This is a genomic window from Pelomicrobium sp. P1 (assembly GCF_052805615.1).
The window spans coordinates 119052-134879 of the sequence record NZ_JBRBEM010000003.1; the positions used below are offsets into that span (position 1 = coordinate 119052).

The following is a 15828-nucleotide window of genomic DNA, read 5'->3' on the forward strand; positions in this document are numbered from 1 at the left end:
TGGCAAACAAGCCAGCCATTAAGGCGACCTGTAAGACCCATCCGGGAGGTGCTGTCGCGGTGGAGCTCATTTTCTCCCGCAACGGCGCCTCTTTATGTCCAAGCCCTGACAAGGAGGAAAACGCATGGAACGACGGGAGGCTGCGCTCGCTCTGGGGTTGCTGCTCGCCGCCACGGCGGCGTTTGCCGCTCAAGAGCGGGCCTATCGGGGTCTTGCCCTTTCCACGGCCTATCCGATCCAGACCCTGCGTCCCGCGGAGACCCTCTCTATTCCTCTCACAGTGCATAACTTCGGGCTCCCGCCCCAAGTGGTGGAGCTCAAGGCGGAGCAAGTGCCCGCGGGGTGGAAGGCGAGTTTTGTGGGGGACGGGCGCGCCATCGGCGCCGTGTACGTGAATCCGGACGCCGAGCGCAGCGTCACCCTACGGCTCGACCCGCCGAAGGCGCTGGACAAGGGCAGCTACGCCCTGCGGGTGGTGGCCCAAGGGGCGGGGCAGCGGGCCGAGCTTCCCCTCAGGCTCCAGTTCGGGGACGTGCTGCCGGCGGACCTGGGGCTTAGAGCCAGCCTGCCCACCTTGCAAGGCAGCGCCTCGGCCAGCTTCAGCTACGAACTCACCCTGGAGAACCGCAGTGGCCAGGATGCCCTGGTGAATCTTTCCGCTGAGGCACCCCCGGGGTTCGAGGTGAGTTTCACCCCGGCGTTTTCTTCCCAGCAGGTGACCAGCCTGCCCGTCAAGGCGGGGGAATCCCGGGAGTTCAACGTGCGGGTGCAGCCCCCGCGCCGGGCGACCGCCGGCCCCTACCGCATCGTGGTGACCGCGGATACCGGTCGGGCCCGGGCCAGCACGGATCTCGCCGTGGTGGTGACGGGGCGCCCGCAACTCGCCCTGCGCACTCCCACCGAAGTGCTCTCGGGGGACGCCTACGCCGGGGAGCCCACCCCCGTGACCCTGGTGGTGGAAAACACCGGCACCGCTGCGGCCCGGGGCGTGACCTTCTCGGCTTTTCCCCCCAGGGAATGGAAGGTGGAGTTCGAGCCCAAGGAGCTTCAGGCGGTACCTCCCGGGGAACGGGCCCAGGTGACCGCCACCGTCACGCCTTCCCCCCGCTCCCTGGCGGGGGACTTCAACGTGAGCTTCCGCGCCGAGACCGAAGGGGAATCGGCGTCCATGGATTACCGGATGACCGTGCGCACCTCCACCCTGTGGGGCCTGGTGGGCATCGCCGTGGTGCTGGCCGCCCTGGGAGTGGTGGGCTTCGTCGTGGCGCGCTACGGACGGCGATGAACGCTCCCGTCATCCAGACCCGCGGCCTCACCAAGCGCTACGGCGCCGCGGTGGCGGTAGAGGACCTTGACCTGGACATCCAGGGGGGGGAAGTGTTCGGCCTACTGGGGCCCAACGGCTCCGGCAAAACGACCACCATCCTCATGCTGCTCGGGCTTACCGAGCCGAGCGCTGGGGAAATCTCGGTGCTGGGGCTCGATCCCCGGCGCCGGCCCCTCACGGTCAAGCGCCAGGTGGGCTATCTCCCCGACGCGGTGGGTTTCTACGAGGAGCTGACCGCGTGGGAGAATCTGCGCTATATCACCAAGTTGAATGGTTTACCCGCCGCCGAGGCCGAGCGGCGGATTGGCGCCGCCCTCGCCCGCATGGGACTCGAAGGGGTGACCCACGACCGGGTCGCTACCTTCTCCCGGGGCATGCGCCAGCGGCTGGGGCTCGCCGAGCTCCTATGCAAGATGCCCCGGGTTGCGATCCTGGACGAGCCCACCCTGGGGCTGGACCCGGAAGCGGCCCGGGACTTTCTCGCTCTGATCTTGAAGCTCAAGGAGGAGGGCATCACCGTGCTCCTCTCCTCCCACCTGCTGCACCAGGTGCAGGAGGTGTGCGATCGGGTGGGGCTGTTTTCCCGGGGCCGCATGCGCTTGACCGGCAGCGTGGAAGAGTTGGCGCGCCAGGTGCTCGGGACCGCCTGGCGGGTGCGGCTGGAAGCCGGGCCAGCGCCCTCGGACCCGGAGGGGGCGCAGCTTCGCCGGGCGCTGGAAGAAGTGCCTGGGGTGCGCTCGGTACAGCCGGAGGGACCGGGGCGCTGGCGGGTGGACGCAGAACGGGATCTCCGGGCGGAGCTCGCCCGGGCGGCGGTTGAGGCCGGCGCCCGGCTCACCGGCCTCGCCCAGGAGCGCCCCGGGCTGGACGAGGTATACACGCGCTATTTCCAGGAGGCGGCCTATGAAGCGTGAGGGTTCCCCCTGGACGGGAGTGACGGCGGTGTGGGCGAAGGAGCTGGCCGACCATCTTTCCTCCACCCGCATGCGGGTGCTGGAGATGCTGGTGCTGATCGCCGCGGTGGGGGCGGTGTACGTGGCGGGGCAGCAACTGCGCGCCACGGTCATGCAGGATCCGTTCGCCTTCCTGCGGCTGTTCACCGCTGCCCGCTCGCCGCTTCCCTCCTTCGTCGCCTTTCTCGGGTTCTTTGTGCCCCTGGTGGCCATCGCCCTGGGCTTCGACGCGGTGAACGGGGAGTACAACCGGCGCACCCTGAGCCGCATCCTCTCCCAGCCTATCTACCGGGACGCGCTCCTCCTGGGCAAGTTCCTCGCCGCACTCTCTACTCTGGCGGTGCTGCTCGCCGCCCTGTGGCTGGTCACCACGGGGCTGGGGATCCTGTTCCTGGGGCTGCCGCCGGGGCCGGAGGAAGTGGCGCGGGGATTGCTCTTTCTCCTGGCCACTCTGTTCTACGGGGGCGTATGGCTGGCGCTCGCAATGTGCTTGTCGGTCGTGTTCCGCCAGCCCCAGGGAGCGGTGCTGACGGCCCTCGGGGTGTGGATCTTCTTCGCGGTGCTCTGGCCCATGCTCACCCAGTTCCTGGTCCAGGGGGCCCAAGCGGTGGCCACCGGCGTGGCCCGGGATCCCCTGGCCCAGATGAGCTTGGCCCTGGCGCTGGCCCGCGTCTCGCCCAACGCCCTGTACAGCGACGCGGTGCAGGCGCTGCTGCAGCCGGAGGTGCGCACCCTGGGACCCGTGTTCCTGGCCCAACTGGACGGCATGATCATCGGCCGGCCGCTGCCCCTCGCGGAAAGCCTGGCCCTGGTGTGGCCGGCCTTGACCACCCTGGTGGCGGGCACCCTGCTCCTCTTCGCCGTGGCCTACGCGCTGTTCCAGCGCAAGGAGGTCCGCGCCTGAGGGCTGCCGGTGCCCATGGTCTGAAAAAAATCCTCTAGTGAGCCACGGATGAACACGAATTTGCACAGATGACTTCGTTTTTTATTCTTCGTGAACATTCGCGCCCATTCGTGGCTGCAGGGTTGGGTCTTTCTCTTCAACATCACTGCCCCGGCGTGTGGAGCTGTTTCTCGATGCGGCGGGCGAACACGGCCATCTCCTTGGCTGCCTGCTTGTCGCCCTTTTTCTCCGCCACCTGGATTCCCTGGCGGTAGGCGTCCAGGGCTTCCTCAGGCCGCCCCGCCTCGGCGAGGGCCTTGCCGAGGAGCTTCCACGCCGCCGAGTAGTTCCTGTCCAGCTCCAAGGCCCGCCGCAGATGGGCGATGGCGGTGGCCGCATCCCCCTGCTTCAGGTACTCGTTTCCGAGGCTGAAGCGCAGGAGCGCCGACTCCTTGCCGGAGGCCAAGAGCTTTTCCAGGTTCGCGAGGACAGCGCTCGCCATGGAGATGCCTTACAGCTCGATCTGGGTGCCCAGCTCCACCACCCGGTTGCTGGGAAGGCGGAAGTAAGCGGTGACGCTGCCGGCGTTGCGCGCCATGGTGGCGAATAGGCGCTCGCGCCACAAGGCCATGCCTTCCAAGGCCAGGGACGGGATCAGCGTCTCGCGGCTCAAGAAGTACGAGGTCTCCAGCAGCGGGAACTCCAGGCCATGAGGCCGCAGCCGATCGAGCGCCGCCGGAATGTCGGGCTGGTCCACGAAGCCATAGCGGACCATGACCCGGTAGAACTCCTCACCGAGGGCCTGCAGCTCCACGCGCCGCTCCTCGGGGACCCGCGGCACGGGTTCGGTCACCACCGTGAGGAAGACCACGCGCTCGTGCAACACCTTGTTGTGGGCCAGGTTGTGCAGCAGGGCATGGGGCACCGTGTCCGGTTTGCTGGTGAGGAACACCGCCGTTCCCGGTACCCGCTGGGGCGGATTGAGCTTGAGGCTTTCGAGCATCGGCTGCAGTCGAATGTCCCGGCTGCGCAGCCGTTCGAACACGAGCTGGCGTCCACGGTACCAGGTGGAAAAGAGGGTGAAGAGTACTACCCCCACGATCACTGGGAACCAGCCCCCCTGGAACAGCTTGAGGGCGTTGGCGCTGAAGAAAGCCAGGTCCACAGCCAGGAGCAGTCCTGCCAAGACACCGGCGACCCAGCGGCTCCAGCGCCACAGGCGGCGCAGCACCACGTAGAGCAGGAGGGAGTCGATGGCCATGGTGGCGGTGACGGCGATGCCGTAGGCTGCCGCCAGGTGGCTGGAGGAATGAAACCCGAGCACCAGCGCCACCACGGCGGCAAGCAGCGCCCAGTTCACCCAGGGCATGTAGATCTGGCCCATTTCCCGCTCGGAAGTATGGGTTACCTCCAGGCGGGGGCAATACCCCAGCTGAATGGCCTGGTGGGTGAGGGAAAAGGCGCCGGAGATCACGGCTTGGGAGGCGATCACGGTGGCGGCGGTGGCGAGGGCCACGAGGGGATAAAGCGCCCATCCGGGCGCGAGGAGGTAAAAGGGGTTGCGCGCCGCTTCGGCCTGGGTGAGCAGCAGCGCGCCCTGGCCGTAGTAGTTGAGCAGCAGCGCAGGGAGCACGAAACCGACCCACGCCAGGCGGATCGGGCGCTTGCCGAAATGGCCCATATCGGCGTAGAGGGCTTCGGCCCCCGTGATCGCCAACACCACGGCGCCGAGCGCGAGGTAGGCCTGCCAGCGGTTCTCGGCGAAGAACGCCACCGCGTACCAGGGATTCAAGGCGTTGAGCACTTGCGGCACCTGGACGATTTTTGCCAGACCCAGCAGGGCGAGCGTGGCGAACCAGACCATCATCACTGGGCCGAACAGGACACCGACGCCGGCTGTGCCGCGGCGCTGAAGCATGAAGAGCACTACCAGCACCGCCACGGCCACGGGCTCCACCACGGGGTCCAGATGGGGAGTGGCCACCGCCAGCCCTTCCACTGCCGAGAGCACCGAGATGGCAGGGGTGATCATGGCGTCGCCGTAAAACAGGGCTGCGCCGAACAGACCCAGGGCCACCAAGATCCGCCGGCGCCTAGGCTCGTCCCCCAGGGCCTTCACCACGAGGGCGGTCAGCGCCATGATGCCCCCCTCGCCCTGGTTGTCCATGCGCATCATGAGCACCACGTACTTGAGCGTCACGACGATGATGAGCGACCAGAAGATGAGCGAGAGGATGCCCAGCACATTGGCAGGGTTGACGGGCAGCGGGTGCAGGCCGTTGAAGACCTCCCGCATGGTGTACAGGGGGCTGGTGCCGATGTCGCCGTAGACGACGCCCACGGCGGCCACCGCCAGCGCTGCGACCCGACGATGATAAGCCGCCGCCGCGGAGGCCACAGGATGGCTTTGGGCTTCGCGGGTACCGGACATGAAGGTGCAATATAGCGGCAATACGCCCGCGTCGCCATTGTGGCGGGCAGAGGGCCCTATCGGGGCGAGCAGTACCGTGGCTAAGGTTCCCCAAAGCCCTGCGGTGGCCTACCATTACGGCCGTTGCCTCTCATCCCTTCGCTAGGAGCCGCCATGAGCCGCATTCCCGTCTCTACCGAAGACGCCCCCAAGGCGATCGGCACCTATTCCCAGGCGATCCGCGCCGGAGAGACCGTGTACCTTTCCGGCCAGATCGGGCTCGATCCCAAGACCATGGCCCTGGTCCCGGAGCCGGACGGACAGATCCACCAGGTGTTCAGAAACCTGCAGGCGGTGGCCCAGGCGGCGGGCGGCACCCTAGATCAGGTGGTGAAGCTCACTGTCTATCTCACCGACCTCGCCCACTTCGGGCGGGTGAACGAGATCATGGCTACCTACTTCCGCGAGCCGTATCCGGCCCGGGCCGCGGTGGGCGTAGCAGCGCTCCCCCGGGGCGCCCTGGTGGAGATGGAGGCGATCCTGGTGCTCGGGGCGTAAGTCCTCGGCGTTTATCGCCGTGAGGCGCGGGGTGGCAGAAGCCGGCAGACTTCGAATGGACACCGGTCCACCGGGGACGCCGGACGGCGGTGAAGGCGCGGCGCCCACGCCGGCGCCCGGCGCTTCTCACCCCGTCTTCGCGGAACTCAGCCCAGCCATCGCCGGGCGGCTCGCCCGCCTGGGAATCCAGACGCCCTTCGACCTGGCGCTGCACCTGCCCCTGCGCTACGAGGACGAGACTCGCATTGTCCCCATCGCCGAAGCCCGGGACGGCGCGCCGGTCCAGGTGGAGGGGGTGGTGGTGAGTAACGAGATCGTCTACCGGCCCCGGCGCCAATTGGTGGTGCGCGTCTCCGACGGCAGCGGCGAGCTCACCGTGCGTTATCTCCACTTCTATCCCAACCAGGTCCGTGCCCTGGCGGTGGGAAAGCGGCTGCGGCTGCATGGGGAGCTGCGGTCCGGGTTTCTCGCGCCGGAAATGGTGCATCCGCGGGCGCGGGTGGTGGCTCCCGGCGAGCCCCTGCCCACTACCCTCACCCCGGTCTACCCCACCACGGCGGGACTGACTCAACCGGTGTTGCGGCGGCTGATCGGGCGCTGCCTGGCGGAGTTGGCCTTCTCCGACACCCTGCCGCCTTCCCTCAAGGCGGCCCACCGGCTCCCGGACTTCGAAGCGAGCGTGCGTTTCCTCCACGCCCCGCCCCCCGGCGCCGACGAGGGGGCCCTCGCCGAGCGCACCCACCCGGCGTGGCGGCGGATCAAGTTCGACGAGCTGCTGGCCCAGCAGTTGTCCATGCGCTTGCATTACCGCGAGCGGCGCGCCCGGGTCGCGCCCCGGCTTCCGGCCCGGGGCACCCTGACCCGGCGGCTGATCGAGTCCCTGCCCTTTCGCCTCACCCGGGCCCAGGAGACTGCGTTCGCCGAGATCAGCCGGGACATGGGGGAGGCGCACCCCATGCAGCGGCTCCTCCAGGGGGACGTGGGCAGCGGCAAGACCATCGTCGCCGCGCTGGCGGCGCTCCAAGCGGCGGAGAGCGGCCACCAGACCGCCGTCATGGCCCCCACCGAGATCCTGGCGGAACAGCACTACCGCAAGTTCGCCCAATGGCTGGAACCGCTGGGAGTGAAGGTGGTGTGGCTCGCGGGCGGCCAGAAGAAGCGGGCGCGGGACGAAACCCTCGCGCAGGTGGCCGAGGGGAAAGCCCTGGTGGCGGTGGGCACCCACGCCCTGTTCCAGGAGGAAGTGCGGTTCCAGCGCCTGGGGCTCGCGGTGATCGACGAGCAGCACCGCTTCGGGGTGCACCAGCGCCTGGCCCTGCGCTTGAAAGGCGACCACCCCCACCAGCTCATGATGAGCGCCACCCCCATCCCCCGGACCCTGGCCATGAGCTACTACGCCGACCTGGACGTGTCGGTGATCGCCGAGCTGCCGCCGGGGCGCGCCCCGGTGGCCACACGCTTGGTGGCGGACACCCGGCGCGACGAAGTGATCGCCCGGGTGCGGGCCGACTGCCTCGCGGGGCGACAGGCCTACTGGGTATGCCCCCTGATCGAAGAGTCGGAGGCGCTGCAGTTGAAGACCGCCCTGGAGACCTTCGAGCGCCTGAAGAGCACTTTCCCGGAGCTCAAGGTGGGCCTGGTCCACGGGCGGCTCAAGCCCGAGGACAAGGCGCGGGTGATGGAGGCCTTTCAGCGGGGTGAGATCCAGCTCCTCGTGGCCACTACCGTGATCGAGGTGGGAGTGGACGTGCCCAACGCCTCCCTCATGGTGATCGACCATGCCGAGCGCCTGGGGTTGTCCCAGCTCCACCAGTTACGGGGGCGGGTAGGCCGGGGGGCGGAGAAGAGCGCGTGCATCCTCCTGTACGGCACGCCCCTCTCCGGGGCGGCTCGGGAGCGGCTGCGGGTCATGTATCAGGTGAGCGACGGTTTCGAGATCGCCCGCCACGACCTGCGGCTACGGGGGCCGGGGGAATTCCTGGGGGCGCGCCAGAGCGGCGTGCCGCTGCTGCGCTTCGCCGACCTGGAGCGGGACCAGGATCTGCTGGAGGCGGCGCGGGAGGCGGCCAGGGAGATGCTGGAGCGCTTTCCCGACCACGCCCGCCGGCATCTGGAACGCTGGATGGGCCTGCGCCATCACTATCTCAAGGTGTAGCCCCGTGGAACGCACCCCCGCGGGCCGGGTGATCGTGAAACCCGGCCGGGAAAAATCTCTCCTGCGCCGCCATCCCTGGGTGTTCTCGGGGGCCATCGCGCGGGTGGAAGCTAACCCCGGCGCCGGGGAGACGGTGGAAATACGCTCGGCCGACGGCGCTTTTCTCGGCTGGGGAGCGTTCAGCCCCTTGTCCCAGATCCGGCTGCGGATCTGGTCCTTCGACCGGGAGGAGCCCATTGACGCCGGTTTTTTCCGCCGCCGGCTCTCTGCGGCCCTCGCCCTGCGCCGGGATCTCGTGCCGGCGGAGGAAACCAACGCTTTGCGGCTCGTGCACGGCGAGTCCGACGGCCTGCCGGGGGTGGTGGTGGACCGCTACGGGGACACCCTGGTCCTGCAACTCGGAAGTTGCGGGGCGGAGGCGTGGCGCGAGTGCCTGGCCGAACAGCTCGTCGCCTTGACGGGGGCGGCGCGGGTGTTCGAGCGCTCCGACGGGGAGGTCCGCGCCCTGGAGGGGCTCGCGCCCCGGGTGGGCCCCCTGCGGGGCGGCGAGCCGCCGGTGCCCGTCCTCATCCGGGAGCACGGGCTCGCCTACCGGGTGGACGTGCGCCGCGGCCACAAGACGGGCTTCTACCTGGACCAGCGGGTCAATCGGGTGCGGGTCGCGCGCCATGCGAGCGGGCGCCGGGTGCTGAACGGCTTCTGCTATACCGGCGCCTTCACCGTGGCGGCCCTCGCGGCCGGCGCCGAGACGGTGCTGTCCATCGATTCCTCGGCGGAGGCGCTGGCGCAGGCGCAGGCGCACGTGGCGCTGAACGGCTTGGACGCAATACGGTGCGAGTGGTGGGACGCGGACATGTTCCAGGCGCTGCGGCGGCTGCGGGACGAGAGCCGCCGTTTCGACCTGATCGTCCTGGATCCGCCCAAGTTCGCCCCCACGGCCGCCCAGGCGCCCCAGGCGGCCCGGGGCTACAAGGACCTCAACTGGCTCGCCTTTCGCTTGCTCGCCCCGGGGGGACTGCTCGCCACCTTTTCCTGCTCGGGCGGGGTGGACGAGGCCCTGTTCCAGAAGATCGTGGCCGGCGCGGCCCTGGACGCGGGGGTGGAAGCGTGCATCGTGGAGCGCTACGCAGCGGCCCCCGACCACCCGGTGGCCCTCAACTTTCCCGAAGGCGCTTATTTGAAGGGCCTGCTGTGCAGAATCGGTTGACCCCAAGGCGAAGAGGAGACCGGAATTGACGCGCTTCGACTACGATTTGTTCGTCATCGGTGCCGGCTCGGGCGGCGTGCGGGCGGCCCGCGTGGCGGCGGGCTACGGCGCCCGGGTGGCCATCGCCGAGGAACGCTTCCTCGGCGGCACCTGCGTGAATGTCGGATGCATACCGAAGAAGCTCTTCTCCTACGCCGCCCACTTCCGCGAGGACTTCGAGGACGCGGAGGGCTTCGGCTGGAAGGCGGGTCGCCTTCGCTTCGACTGGACGCAGCTCAGACAAAACAAAGATCGGGAGATCGCCCGGCTGAACGGCGTCTACGAGCGGCTGCTGGAAGCGTCCGGGGTGACGCTGCTGCGCGGCCGCGCCCGGGTGCTGGGTCCCCATCGGGTCCGGGTGGGGGAGAGGAACTATACCGCCGGCCACCTCCTGGTGGCCACCGGCGCCCGCGCCGTGGTGCCGCCGATCCCGGGGGCGGAGCTCGGCATCACCTCCGATGCGGCGTTCTTCCTGGAGGCTCTGCCGAAGCGGGCGCTGGTGGTGGGAGGCGGCTACATCGCGGTGGAGTTCGCCTCCATCTTTAACGGCCTGGGGGTCGAGACCACCCTCGCCTACCGGGGCCCCCACCTGCTGCGGGGTTTCGACGATGAGGTGCGTCAGTTTCTCGCCGGCGAGATGGAGAAAAAGGGAGTCCGCATCCTGTTCAACACCCGGGTGCTGGCCCTCAGGGCCGGCGCCGGTGGCCGTCGCGAGGTCTGCTTTGGCGACGGCAGGGAGGAAGCTTTCGATCTGGTGATGTTCGCCACGGGGCGGGCGCCTTCGAGCCGCGGCTTCGGCCTGGAAGAGACCGGGGTGAAACTCGCGGAAAACGGTGCCATCGTGGTGGACGAGGCGTTCCGCAGCTCGGTGCCCTCCATCTATGCCCTGGGCGACGTCATCGACCGGCTGAAACTCACGCCGGTAGCGATCCACGAGGCCATGGCCTTCGCCCAGACCCGCTTCGGCGCAAGCCCCAAGCCCATGGACTACGAGAACGTGCCGACCGCGGTGTTCAGCCATCCCAACGTGGGCGCGGTGGGCCTTACGGAAGCGCGAGCGCGGGAGCGTTATTCCCGGGTGGATGTCTATACGACCGCCTTCCGGCCCCTCAAGCTCAGCCTCACGCCGCGCGAGGAGCGCACCTTCATGAAGCTGGTGGTGGACGGCGCCACCGACCGGGTGCTGGGGGTGCACATGGTGGGGCCCGAGGCGGGGGAGGTGGTGCAGGGGTTCGCGGTGGCCCTCCAGGTCGGCGCCACCAAGGCCCAGTTCGACGCCACCGTCGGCATTCACCCCACGCTGGCCGAGGAGTTCGTCACGATGCGCGAGAGAAAGCCCGAGCCTGGGGCGGTGGGCTTGGCATGACAACGGGTTGGTCGTGGTCGCCGCGGGCGCGCGTGCGACGTGTTCACGGGTTCTCCGGATCCACGGCCGTGCCGGGCGGATCGTCCGCGTCCGGGTTGAGCACGCCGAAGCGCGCCGGGATATGGGCGTAGAAGACCCGGATCTTCTCCCGCTCGACGAGCTCCAGCAGCCGCCTGGCTTCCTCGGGCGTGACGATGAACTCCACCTCCACGGTGAGGGTTCCGGCCAGCTCGAAGAAGTGGTTTTCGTAGAGCACGTGGTGCCGTCCGAAGCCTGCCATGGCCCGGAACGCCGAGCCGCCGCGGATACCCATCCGGTTGGCTTGCTCCAGCAGCCACTCCCAGAGAAGAGCGTGGCGGTGGCGTGCGTTCTCGTGCACGTAGAAGCGGAGGAAAGCGCCTTCCATGGCTTCGGTCTCCTGTCGATGAGGCCCGCTCAAAGCCCTGCTAGCCTCGTATGAGCCATTTCACTGTGCCGATCCCCAGGGCGGTGAGGGCGAGCGAGCCCAGCAGATGTCCGCCCGCCGCAGCGAGCGCCCAGGCAAGCTGTCCTCGTCCGAGCAGAGTGACGACCTCGGCGGAAAAAGTCGAAAACGTGGTGAGCCCCCCCAGGAAGCCCGTGATGACGAAGAGGCGCGCCTCCGGAGGCAAGCCCGATTTGAAGGAAAAGTAGGCGATCGCCATGCCCACGAAGTAGCCGCCCAGCAGGTTTGCCGCGAGCGTTCCGAGCGGAATGGCCGGGAAGAGCGGATTCAGGACGACGCCAAGCCACCAGCGCAGGCATGCGCCCAAGCCTGCGCCGAGAAACACGCTAAGAAGCGAATACATTGCCATTCCGTTCCTTTCTGGAGCATTTTTCTTGGAACGGAGAAGGAGGCGAGAGAAAAGCGGGAATTGACCACCTGCGCGCCCACCTTCCCCGGATCCGGGCAATCTGCAAGGCAGGCATCATCAGCCACGCGGGCGGTTAAAGGAGGAATGCCATCTCCTCTGCGCATTCTAAATGCCCGTTGCCGCGAAGTCCACCTTGTGCGCCAGCGTTCTTTCGCCACTGAGGCCAACGCCGACCGCGTCCGCCTACGACTGCTTGCGGCAGCGCGGACAGGGATTGACCTCGATCGATACGTGCCCCAGCTCGGGACAATGCCTGAGCCGCTCGCGGTACTCGTCCGGTGTCTTGGGCGTGTGGGTCACCAGCGAGACGATGCAGGCGTACTGGGTACGGCCGACGCGCCACACGTGGAGGTCTGAGATCGTCGCCTCGCCGTCGCCTTCGATGAGCCGGCGCACCCGCTCGACCACGGGGTGATCCATCTCCCGGTCGAGGAGCACCTTGGACGAATCTCGGATCAGTGCGTAGGCCCAGGCCGCAATCACCGTCGCACCGACGATGCCCATGACCGGATCGAGCCAGTTCCAGCCCGCCAGCCGCCCGCCCAGCAGGGCGGCGATGGCGAGTATCGAGGTGAGCGCGTCTGCGACCACGTGGAGGTAGGCCGAGCGCAGGTTGAGATCGGCGTGGTGACGGTCCCCGTGGGCGTGGAGAGGGTCATAGGAGGCATCGTCGCCGGAATGCGGGTGATGGTGGTGATCCCTCAGCAGCCAGGCGCACAGGAGATTGACCGCAAGCCCCAGGGTGGCGACGAGGAGGGCCTGCTCGTAGTCGATGGGTAGCGGTCGAAAGAGTCGGGTCGCCGACTCCGCCGCCACGTAAAGGGCGACCACGGCTAAGAAGACTGCGCTGGCGAAGGCGGCCAGCACCTCGATTTTCCACGTGCCGAAGGCGAAACGCGCATCGTGCGCGAGCCGGCGGGCGAGGACGTACGCCATCCCCGAGACGCCGAGGGCGACGGCGTGGGTGCTCATGTGCCAGCCATCGGCCAGCAAAGCCATAGAGTTGAAGAGCCACCCGGCCGCGATCTCGATCGCCATCATGGCGCTGGTCAACGCCACCACCCGCCAAGTATTGCGCTCGCCGGCCCGGTTGCCGTGGTCGAACACGTGTTCGTGCCGCCACTGAGTGAGATCAAGAGGATGCATGCGGATCCAGGGGTGCTTCGATGCCGAGCGGGACGAAGCGGTATTTTAAAGCCTAGGCCATCGGCCGGTCGAACGGAGCAGTCGCGGCTTCGGGACTAGCGCCCTCGGATTGCATGCAACTGCGTTGCGAAAAATGGCTGCGTGCAGTATAGTAAAGCCATGGTTCAGACCCGTTTGCGTCGCGCCGCGGCGGGCGCATCGCCGCCCGGTCGCTGGGAGTCCGCCGCCGAGGCGTTGATCCTGAAACGCGCGCAGCGGGCCACGTCGGCGCGCGTGCGGGTGCTGGGCGTGCTGCTTGCCGCGGGTCGGCCTTTGACCCATCACCAGGTGCAGGAGGCGCTCAAAGGCCGCGTGCGGGTGGACCGGGTGACGGTGTACCGGGTCCTGGAATGGCTGGTGGGCCAGGAACTCGCCCACCGGATCGTCGGCGACGACCGGGTGTGGCGCTACAAGGCCCAGGCGGATCGCGACGGGCACGCCCACTTCAAATGCAACCGCTGCGGCGCGGTGTTCTGCCTGGAAAACACCAGCACGGCTTACGCCCTGGCGCTGCCCCCCGGCTACCGCTCCCAGGCGGTGGAGCTCACGATCCGAGGGCTCTGCGCCGGCTGCGCCGGCGGTCAGTGAAGGCGACTGCGCCGGCGGGCGGCGAGGGGGCCGGCCCTGTCGGCGCTCTGAGAAAAGTTTATGCAATCCGGTTGCATAACGCGACCGGAAGAGGGATCGTCCTGCCAAGGAGAAGGCTTATGGATTACCGCGATGCGGCGCGCACGCTGGAGCAATCGCTGAAGCTCGCCTTTTCCCCCGTCGCCGTGTGCCTGGTCCAGGAGCCGCCCGCGGGTGTGGGCGTTTACTCCGGGCCTTCTGTGCCCGCCGGCTGCGTTTTCTGGCAGGAGGGGGCGAAAGGCGCCTTTGTGACCTCGGCTGCGGATCACGCCCTCTGTGCAGTGGGGGTTTATACCCACAACCTGGCAGACGCGCCCCCGACCCAGAGGACCGAGCTGGAAGCGGCCCTCAAGATCATGGCCGAGCTGGATTACCTGCGGGAGGAGGATGTCGCCCGGGTCCCGGTGGCGCAGCGCCCTTCTCGGCGCGTTCTCTACGCACCCCTTGCCGAAACGCCCCTGGACCCCGACGTGGTGCTGATTTTCGCCCAGGCCGGGCAAGGGCTGGTGATCGCCGAGGCGGTGGAGCAAGTGGAAGGGGGCGCGCCGCCCGCCCTGGGACGGCCCGCCTGCTCCGTGGTGCCCCAGGCGCTCAACACGGGGCGGGCGGCCTTGTCCCTGGGCTGTTGCGGGGCGCGGGCGTACCTGGACGCCCTGACCGGAGAGGTGGCCCTGTGGGCGCTGCCGGGGGTCAGGCTCGGCGAGTACGTGGCGCGCATCGCGGTCCTCGCTCGGGCCAATGTGACCCTCACGGCCTTCCACCGGCGCCGGCGACAGGACGTGGCGGCCGGGGAGGCGCCCAGCGTCGCCCAGTCCCTGGAGCGGGTGAGGGAGGGCGGATGATCGCCCGCGCCTATCATCCGGCCTGGGATCGGGCCGGCCTCTGGACTTCCGCCCTGTGCCTGCTCCACTGCCTGGCCACGCCCCTGGCGGTGGCCCTCGCACCGGTGGCGGGCGTTGAGCTCTGGGCCGGCGAATGGGTGCATCAGGCCCTCGGCGGGGTGCTGGTGCTGCTGGCGATGGGCGCTTTTGTTCCCGGGTTCCTGCGCCACCGGCGTCGATCGGTGCCAGCGCTGGGAGCGGGCGGCCTGGCGGCGGTGCTCATCGCCACCTTTGCCGGGGAAGCGAGCCTCGGGGAAACGGGAGAAATCCTCTTGACCGTCGCGGGATCGGGGGTGTTGATGGCGGCCCATCTGGCAAACCGCACCTTCTGCCGATCGTGCGCCGTTTGCCAGGCCGCCCGAGGCCAGGAATGAGACCGGTCGGTTCCGGGGCATAGGCCGTGGACGGTCCTGATCGCTATGTCCTCGCCACGGCGCGGCGGGCGGGGTGTTGAGCGTTGTTGTGGCGTCCCTCACGTTCGCGGTGCTGGAACGCTGGGTGCCCAGGCTGGTGAGCTTTTCGGTGGGTATCCTGCTGGGCGCGGCGCTGCTCAATCTGCTGCCCGAGGCGATCGAGGCGGGCCTCGCCGTGGGGGAGGCGTTGGCGGTGGCGCTGGTGTCATCCACCTGCTGCACGGCCTGCATCATTAAGCCTCGGAGAACGGACGTGGAGCGAACCCTGATACCGGTCACCGTACTCACGGGATTGTGCATCGCGGAGGACGTGGGGTCGTCGGCTAGGGGATAATGGGGTGCTCAAGGGGAAACCGGGGATTTCGCCCAGCCCTGCCCATGGCCACGGACGACAGGAGACTCGCATGGCGCAGACACGTAATCGCCACGAATGCACGAGGGCCGCGCGCCGCCGCGGCTCGAAAGGAGGTGCGTCATGACCCGCAAATCGACGAACAGGAACGCCCAGGCGGCGTTGCTGAGCGAGCAGGAACTGCTCAACGCGCCCCCCGAAGAGTACATGAGCCCGGCGCAGCTCGCCTTTTTCCGCCAGCGGCTGCTCTCCATGCGGGAGGAGCTCCTCGCCAACGCGGACGCCACCAGCGCCCAGTTGAAGAAGGTGGAGGCGGTGGCCGACGTCTCGGACCGGGCCACGCTGGAAGAGGAATACACCCTGGAGCTGCGCACCCGGGACCGGGAGCGCAAGCTCCTGCACAAGATCGACGCGGCGCTGAAGCGCATCGAGGACGGCTCCTACGGCTATTGCGAAGACACAGGCGAGCCTATCGGCATCGCCCGGCTGCTCGCCCGCCCTACGGCGACCCTGTCCATCGAGGCTCAGGAGCGGCGCGAGCGGCGGGAGCGGACCTACGGCGACTGAACCTGCGGGCGC

Annotated in this window: 17 protein-coding genes and 1 riboswitch; of the genes, 12 read left to right on the forward strand and 5 right to left on the reverse strand. The window is 68.5% G+C overall.

Annotated features, from left to right (window positions below; genetic code table 11):
- Positions 1 to 124: 124 nt before the first annotated feature.
- The 3 genes from ACUVYZ_RS04255 to ACUVYZ_RS04265 are packed head-to-tail and all read left to right on the forward strand — an operon-like array spanning position 125 to position 3184.
- Complete coding sequence (locus ACUVYZ_RS04255) at positions 125 to 1285, forward strand: COG1470 family protein (RefSeq protein ID WP_439933430.1); 1161 nt, start codon at positions 125 to 127, stop codon at positions 1283 to 1285.
- Positions 1282 to 2241, forward strand: a complete 960-nt coding sequence (locus tag ACUVYZ_RS04260) for an ABC transporter ATP-binding protein (RefSeq protein ID WP_439933431.1) — start codon at positions 1282 to 1284, stop codon at positions 2239 to 2241. Before ACUVYZ_RS04255 ends, ACUVYZ_RS04260 begins: the two co-directional genes overlap by 4 nt.
- Positions 2231 to 3184, forward strand: a complete 954-nt coding sequence (locus ACUVYZ_RS04265; RefSeq protein ID WP_439933432.1) for an ABC transporter permease — start codon at positions 2231 to 2233, stop codon at positions 3182 to 3184. Before ACUVYZ_RS04260 ends, ACUVYZ_RS04265 begins: the two co-directional genes overlap by 11 nt.
- A 142-nt stretch (positions 3185 to 3326) precedes the next feature.
- On the opposite strand, the gene ACUVYZ_RS04270 is transcribed toward ACUVYZ_RS04265, so the two are convergent.
- Positions 3327 to 3665 carry a tetratricopeptide repeat protein gene (locus ACUVYZ_RS04270; RefSeq protein ID WP_439933433.1) on the reverse strand — a complete coding sequence of 113 codons (339 nt, stop codon included), beginning with the start codon at positions 3663 to 3665 and terminating at the stop codon, positions 3327 to 3329.
- Positions 3666 to 3674: 9 nt separating this feature from the next.
- Positions 3675 to 5594 carry a potassium transporter Kup gene (locus ACUVYZ_RS04275; RefSeq protein ID WP_439933434.1) on the reverse strand — a complete coding sequence of 640 codons (1920 nt, stop codon included), beginning with the start codon at positions 5592 to 5594 and terminating at the stop codon, positions 3675 to 3677.
- 153 nt (positions 5595 to 5747) lie between these two features.
- On the opposite strand from ACUVYZ_RS04275, the gene ACUVYZ_RS04280 reads away from it, so the two are divergent.
- Genes ACUVYZ_RS04280 through gor form a run of 4 tightly spaced genes read left to right on the forward strand, consistent with a single transcriptional unit; the run spans position 5748 to position 10898 of the window.
- A complete protein-coding gene (locus ACUVYZ_RS04280; protein ID WP_439933435.1) occupies positions 5748 to 6131 on the forward strand; it encodes a RidA family protein in 384 nt (127 codons plus the stop codon).
- A 55-nt stretch (positions 6132 to 6186) separates the two neighbouring features.
- On the forward strand, positions 6187 to 8286 hold the full coding sequence (recG, locus tag ACUVYZ_RS04285) for an ATP-dependent DNA helicase RecG (RefSeq protein ID WP_439933436.1): 2100 nt from the start codon (positions 6187 to 6189) through the stop codon (positions 8284 to 8286).
- Between the two features lie 4 nt (positions 8287 to 8290).
- A complete protein-coding gene (locus ACUVYZ_RS04290; protein WP_439933437.1) occupies positions 8291 to 9493 on the forward strand; it encodes a class I SAM-dependent rRNA methyltransferase in 1203 nt (400 codons plus the stop codon).
- A gap of 25 nt (positions 9494 to 9518) precedes the next feature.
- On the forward strand, positions 9519 to 10898 hold the full coding sequence (gene gor / locus ACUVYZ_RS04295; RefSeq protein ID WP_439933438.1) for a glutathione-disulfide reductase: 1380 nt from the start codon (positions 9519 to 9521) through the stop codon (positions 10896 to 10898).
- A 43-nt stretch (positions 10899 to 10941) separates the two neighbouring features.
- On the opposite strand, the gene ACUVYZ_RS04300 is transcribed toward gor, so the two are convergent.
- The 3 genes from ACUVYZ_RS04300 to dmeF form a co-directional block, all read right to left on the reverse strand.
- Positions 10942 to 11304, reverse strand: coding sequence for a DUF190 domain-containing protein (locus tag ACUVYZ_RS04300; protein ID WP_439933439.1), 363 nt, complete (start codon positions 11302 to 11304; stop codon positions 10942 to 10944).
- A gap of 40 nt (positions 11305 to 11344) precedes the next feature.
- A complete protein-coding gene (gene crcB, locus ACUVYZ_RS04305; RefSeq protein WP_147798393.1) occupies positions 11345 to 11731 on the reverse strand; it encodes a fluoride efflux transporter CrcB in 387 nt (128 codons plus the stop codon).
- A gap of 101 nt (positions 11732 to 11832) precedes the next feature.
- Positions 11833 to 11895: riboswitch (Fluoride riboswitch) on the reverse strand.
- A 79-nt stretch (positions 11896 to 11974) separates the two neighbouring features.
- Positions 11975 to 12937, reverse strand: a complete 963-nt coding sequence (dmeF, locus tag ACUVYZ_RS04310) for a CDF family Co(II)/Ni(II) efflux transporter DmeF (RefSeq protein WP_439933440.1) — start codon at positions 12935 to 12937, stop codon at positions 11975 to 11977.
- A 159-nt stretch (positions 12938 to 13096) separates the two neighbouring features.
- Here dmeF and ACUVYZ_RS04315 point away from each other — a divergent pair, with 159 nt between their 5' ends.
- The 5 genes from ACUVYZ_RS04315 (at position 13097) to dksA (ending at position 15816) form a co-directional block, all read left to right on the forward strand.
- Positions 13097 to 13564 (forward strand): Fur family transcriptional regulator, encoded by a 468-nt coding sequence (locus ACUVYZ_RS04315; RefSeq protein WP_439933441.1) that lies wholly within the window; start codon positions 13097 to 13099, stop codon positions 13562 to 13564.
- A gap of 119 nt (positions 13565 to 13683) precedes the next feature.
- Positions 13684 to 14445: a DUF169 domain-containing protein gene (locus tag ACUVYZ_RS04320; RefSeq protein WP_439933442.1), complete on the forward strand. Its 762-nt coding sequence runs from the start codon at positions 13684 to 13686 to the stop codon at positions 14443 to 14445.
- Positions 14442 to 14858, forward strand: a complete 417-nt coding sequence (locus ACUVYZ_RS04325; protein WP_439933443.1) for a MerC domain-containing protein — start codon at positions 14442 to 14444, stop codon at positions 14856 to 14858. The genes ACUVYZ_RS04320 and ACUVYZ_RS04325 overlap by 4 nt, the downstream gene beginning before the upstream one ends.
- 73 nt (positions 14859 to 14931) lie before the next feature.
- The gene (locus tag ACUVYZ_RS04330) at positions 14932 to 15231 is read left to right on the forward strand and encodes a hypothetical protein (protein WP_439933444.1); all 300 of its coding nucleotides are present in this window, start codon (positions 14932 to 14934) and stop codon (positions 15229 to 15231) included.
- 141 nt (positions 15232 to 15372) lie between these two features.
- A complete protein-coding gene (gene dksA / locus ACUVYZ_RS04335; RefSeq protein ID WP_439933445.1) occupies positions 15373 to 15816 on the forward strand; it encodes an RNA polymerase-binding protein DksA in 444 nt (147 codons plus the stop codon).
- Positions 15817 to 15828 lie beyond the last annotated feature (12 nt).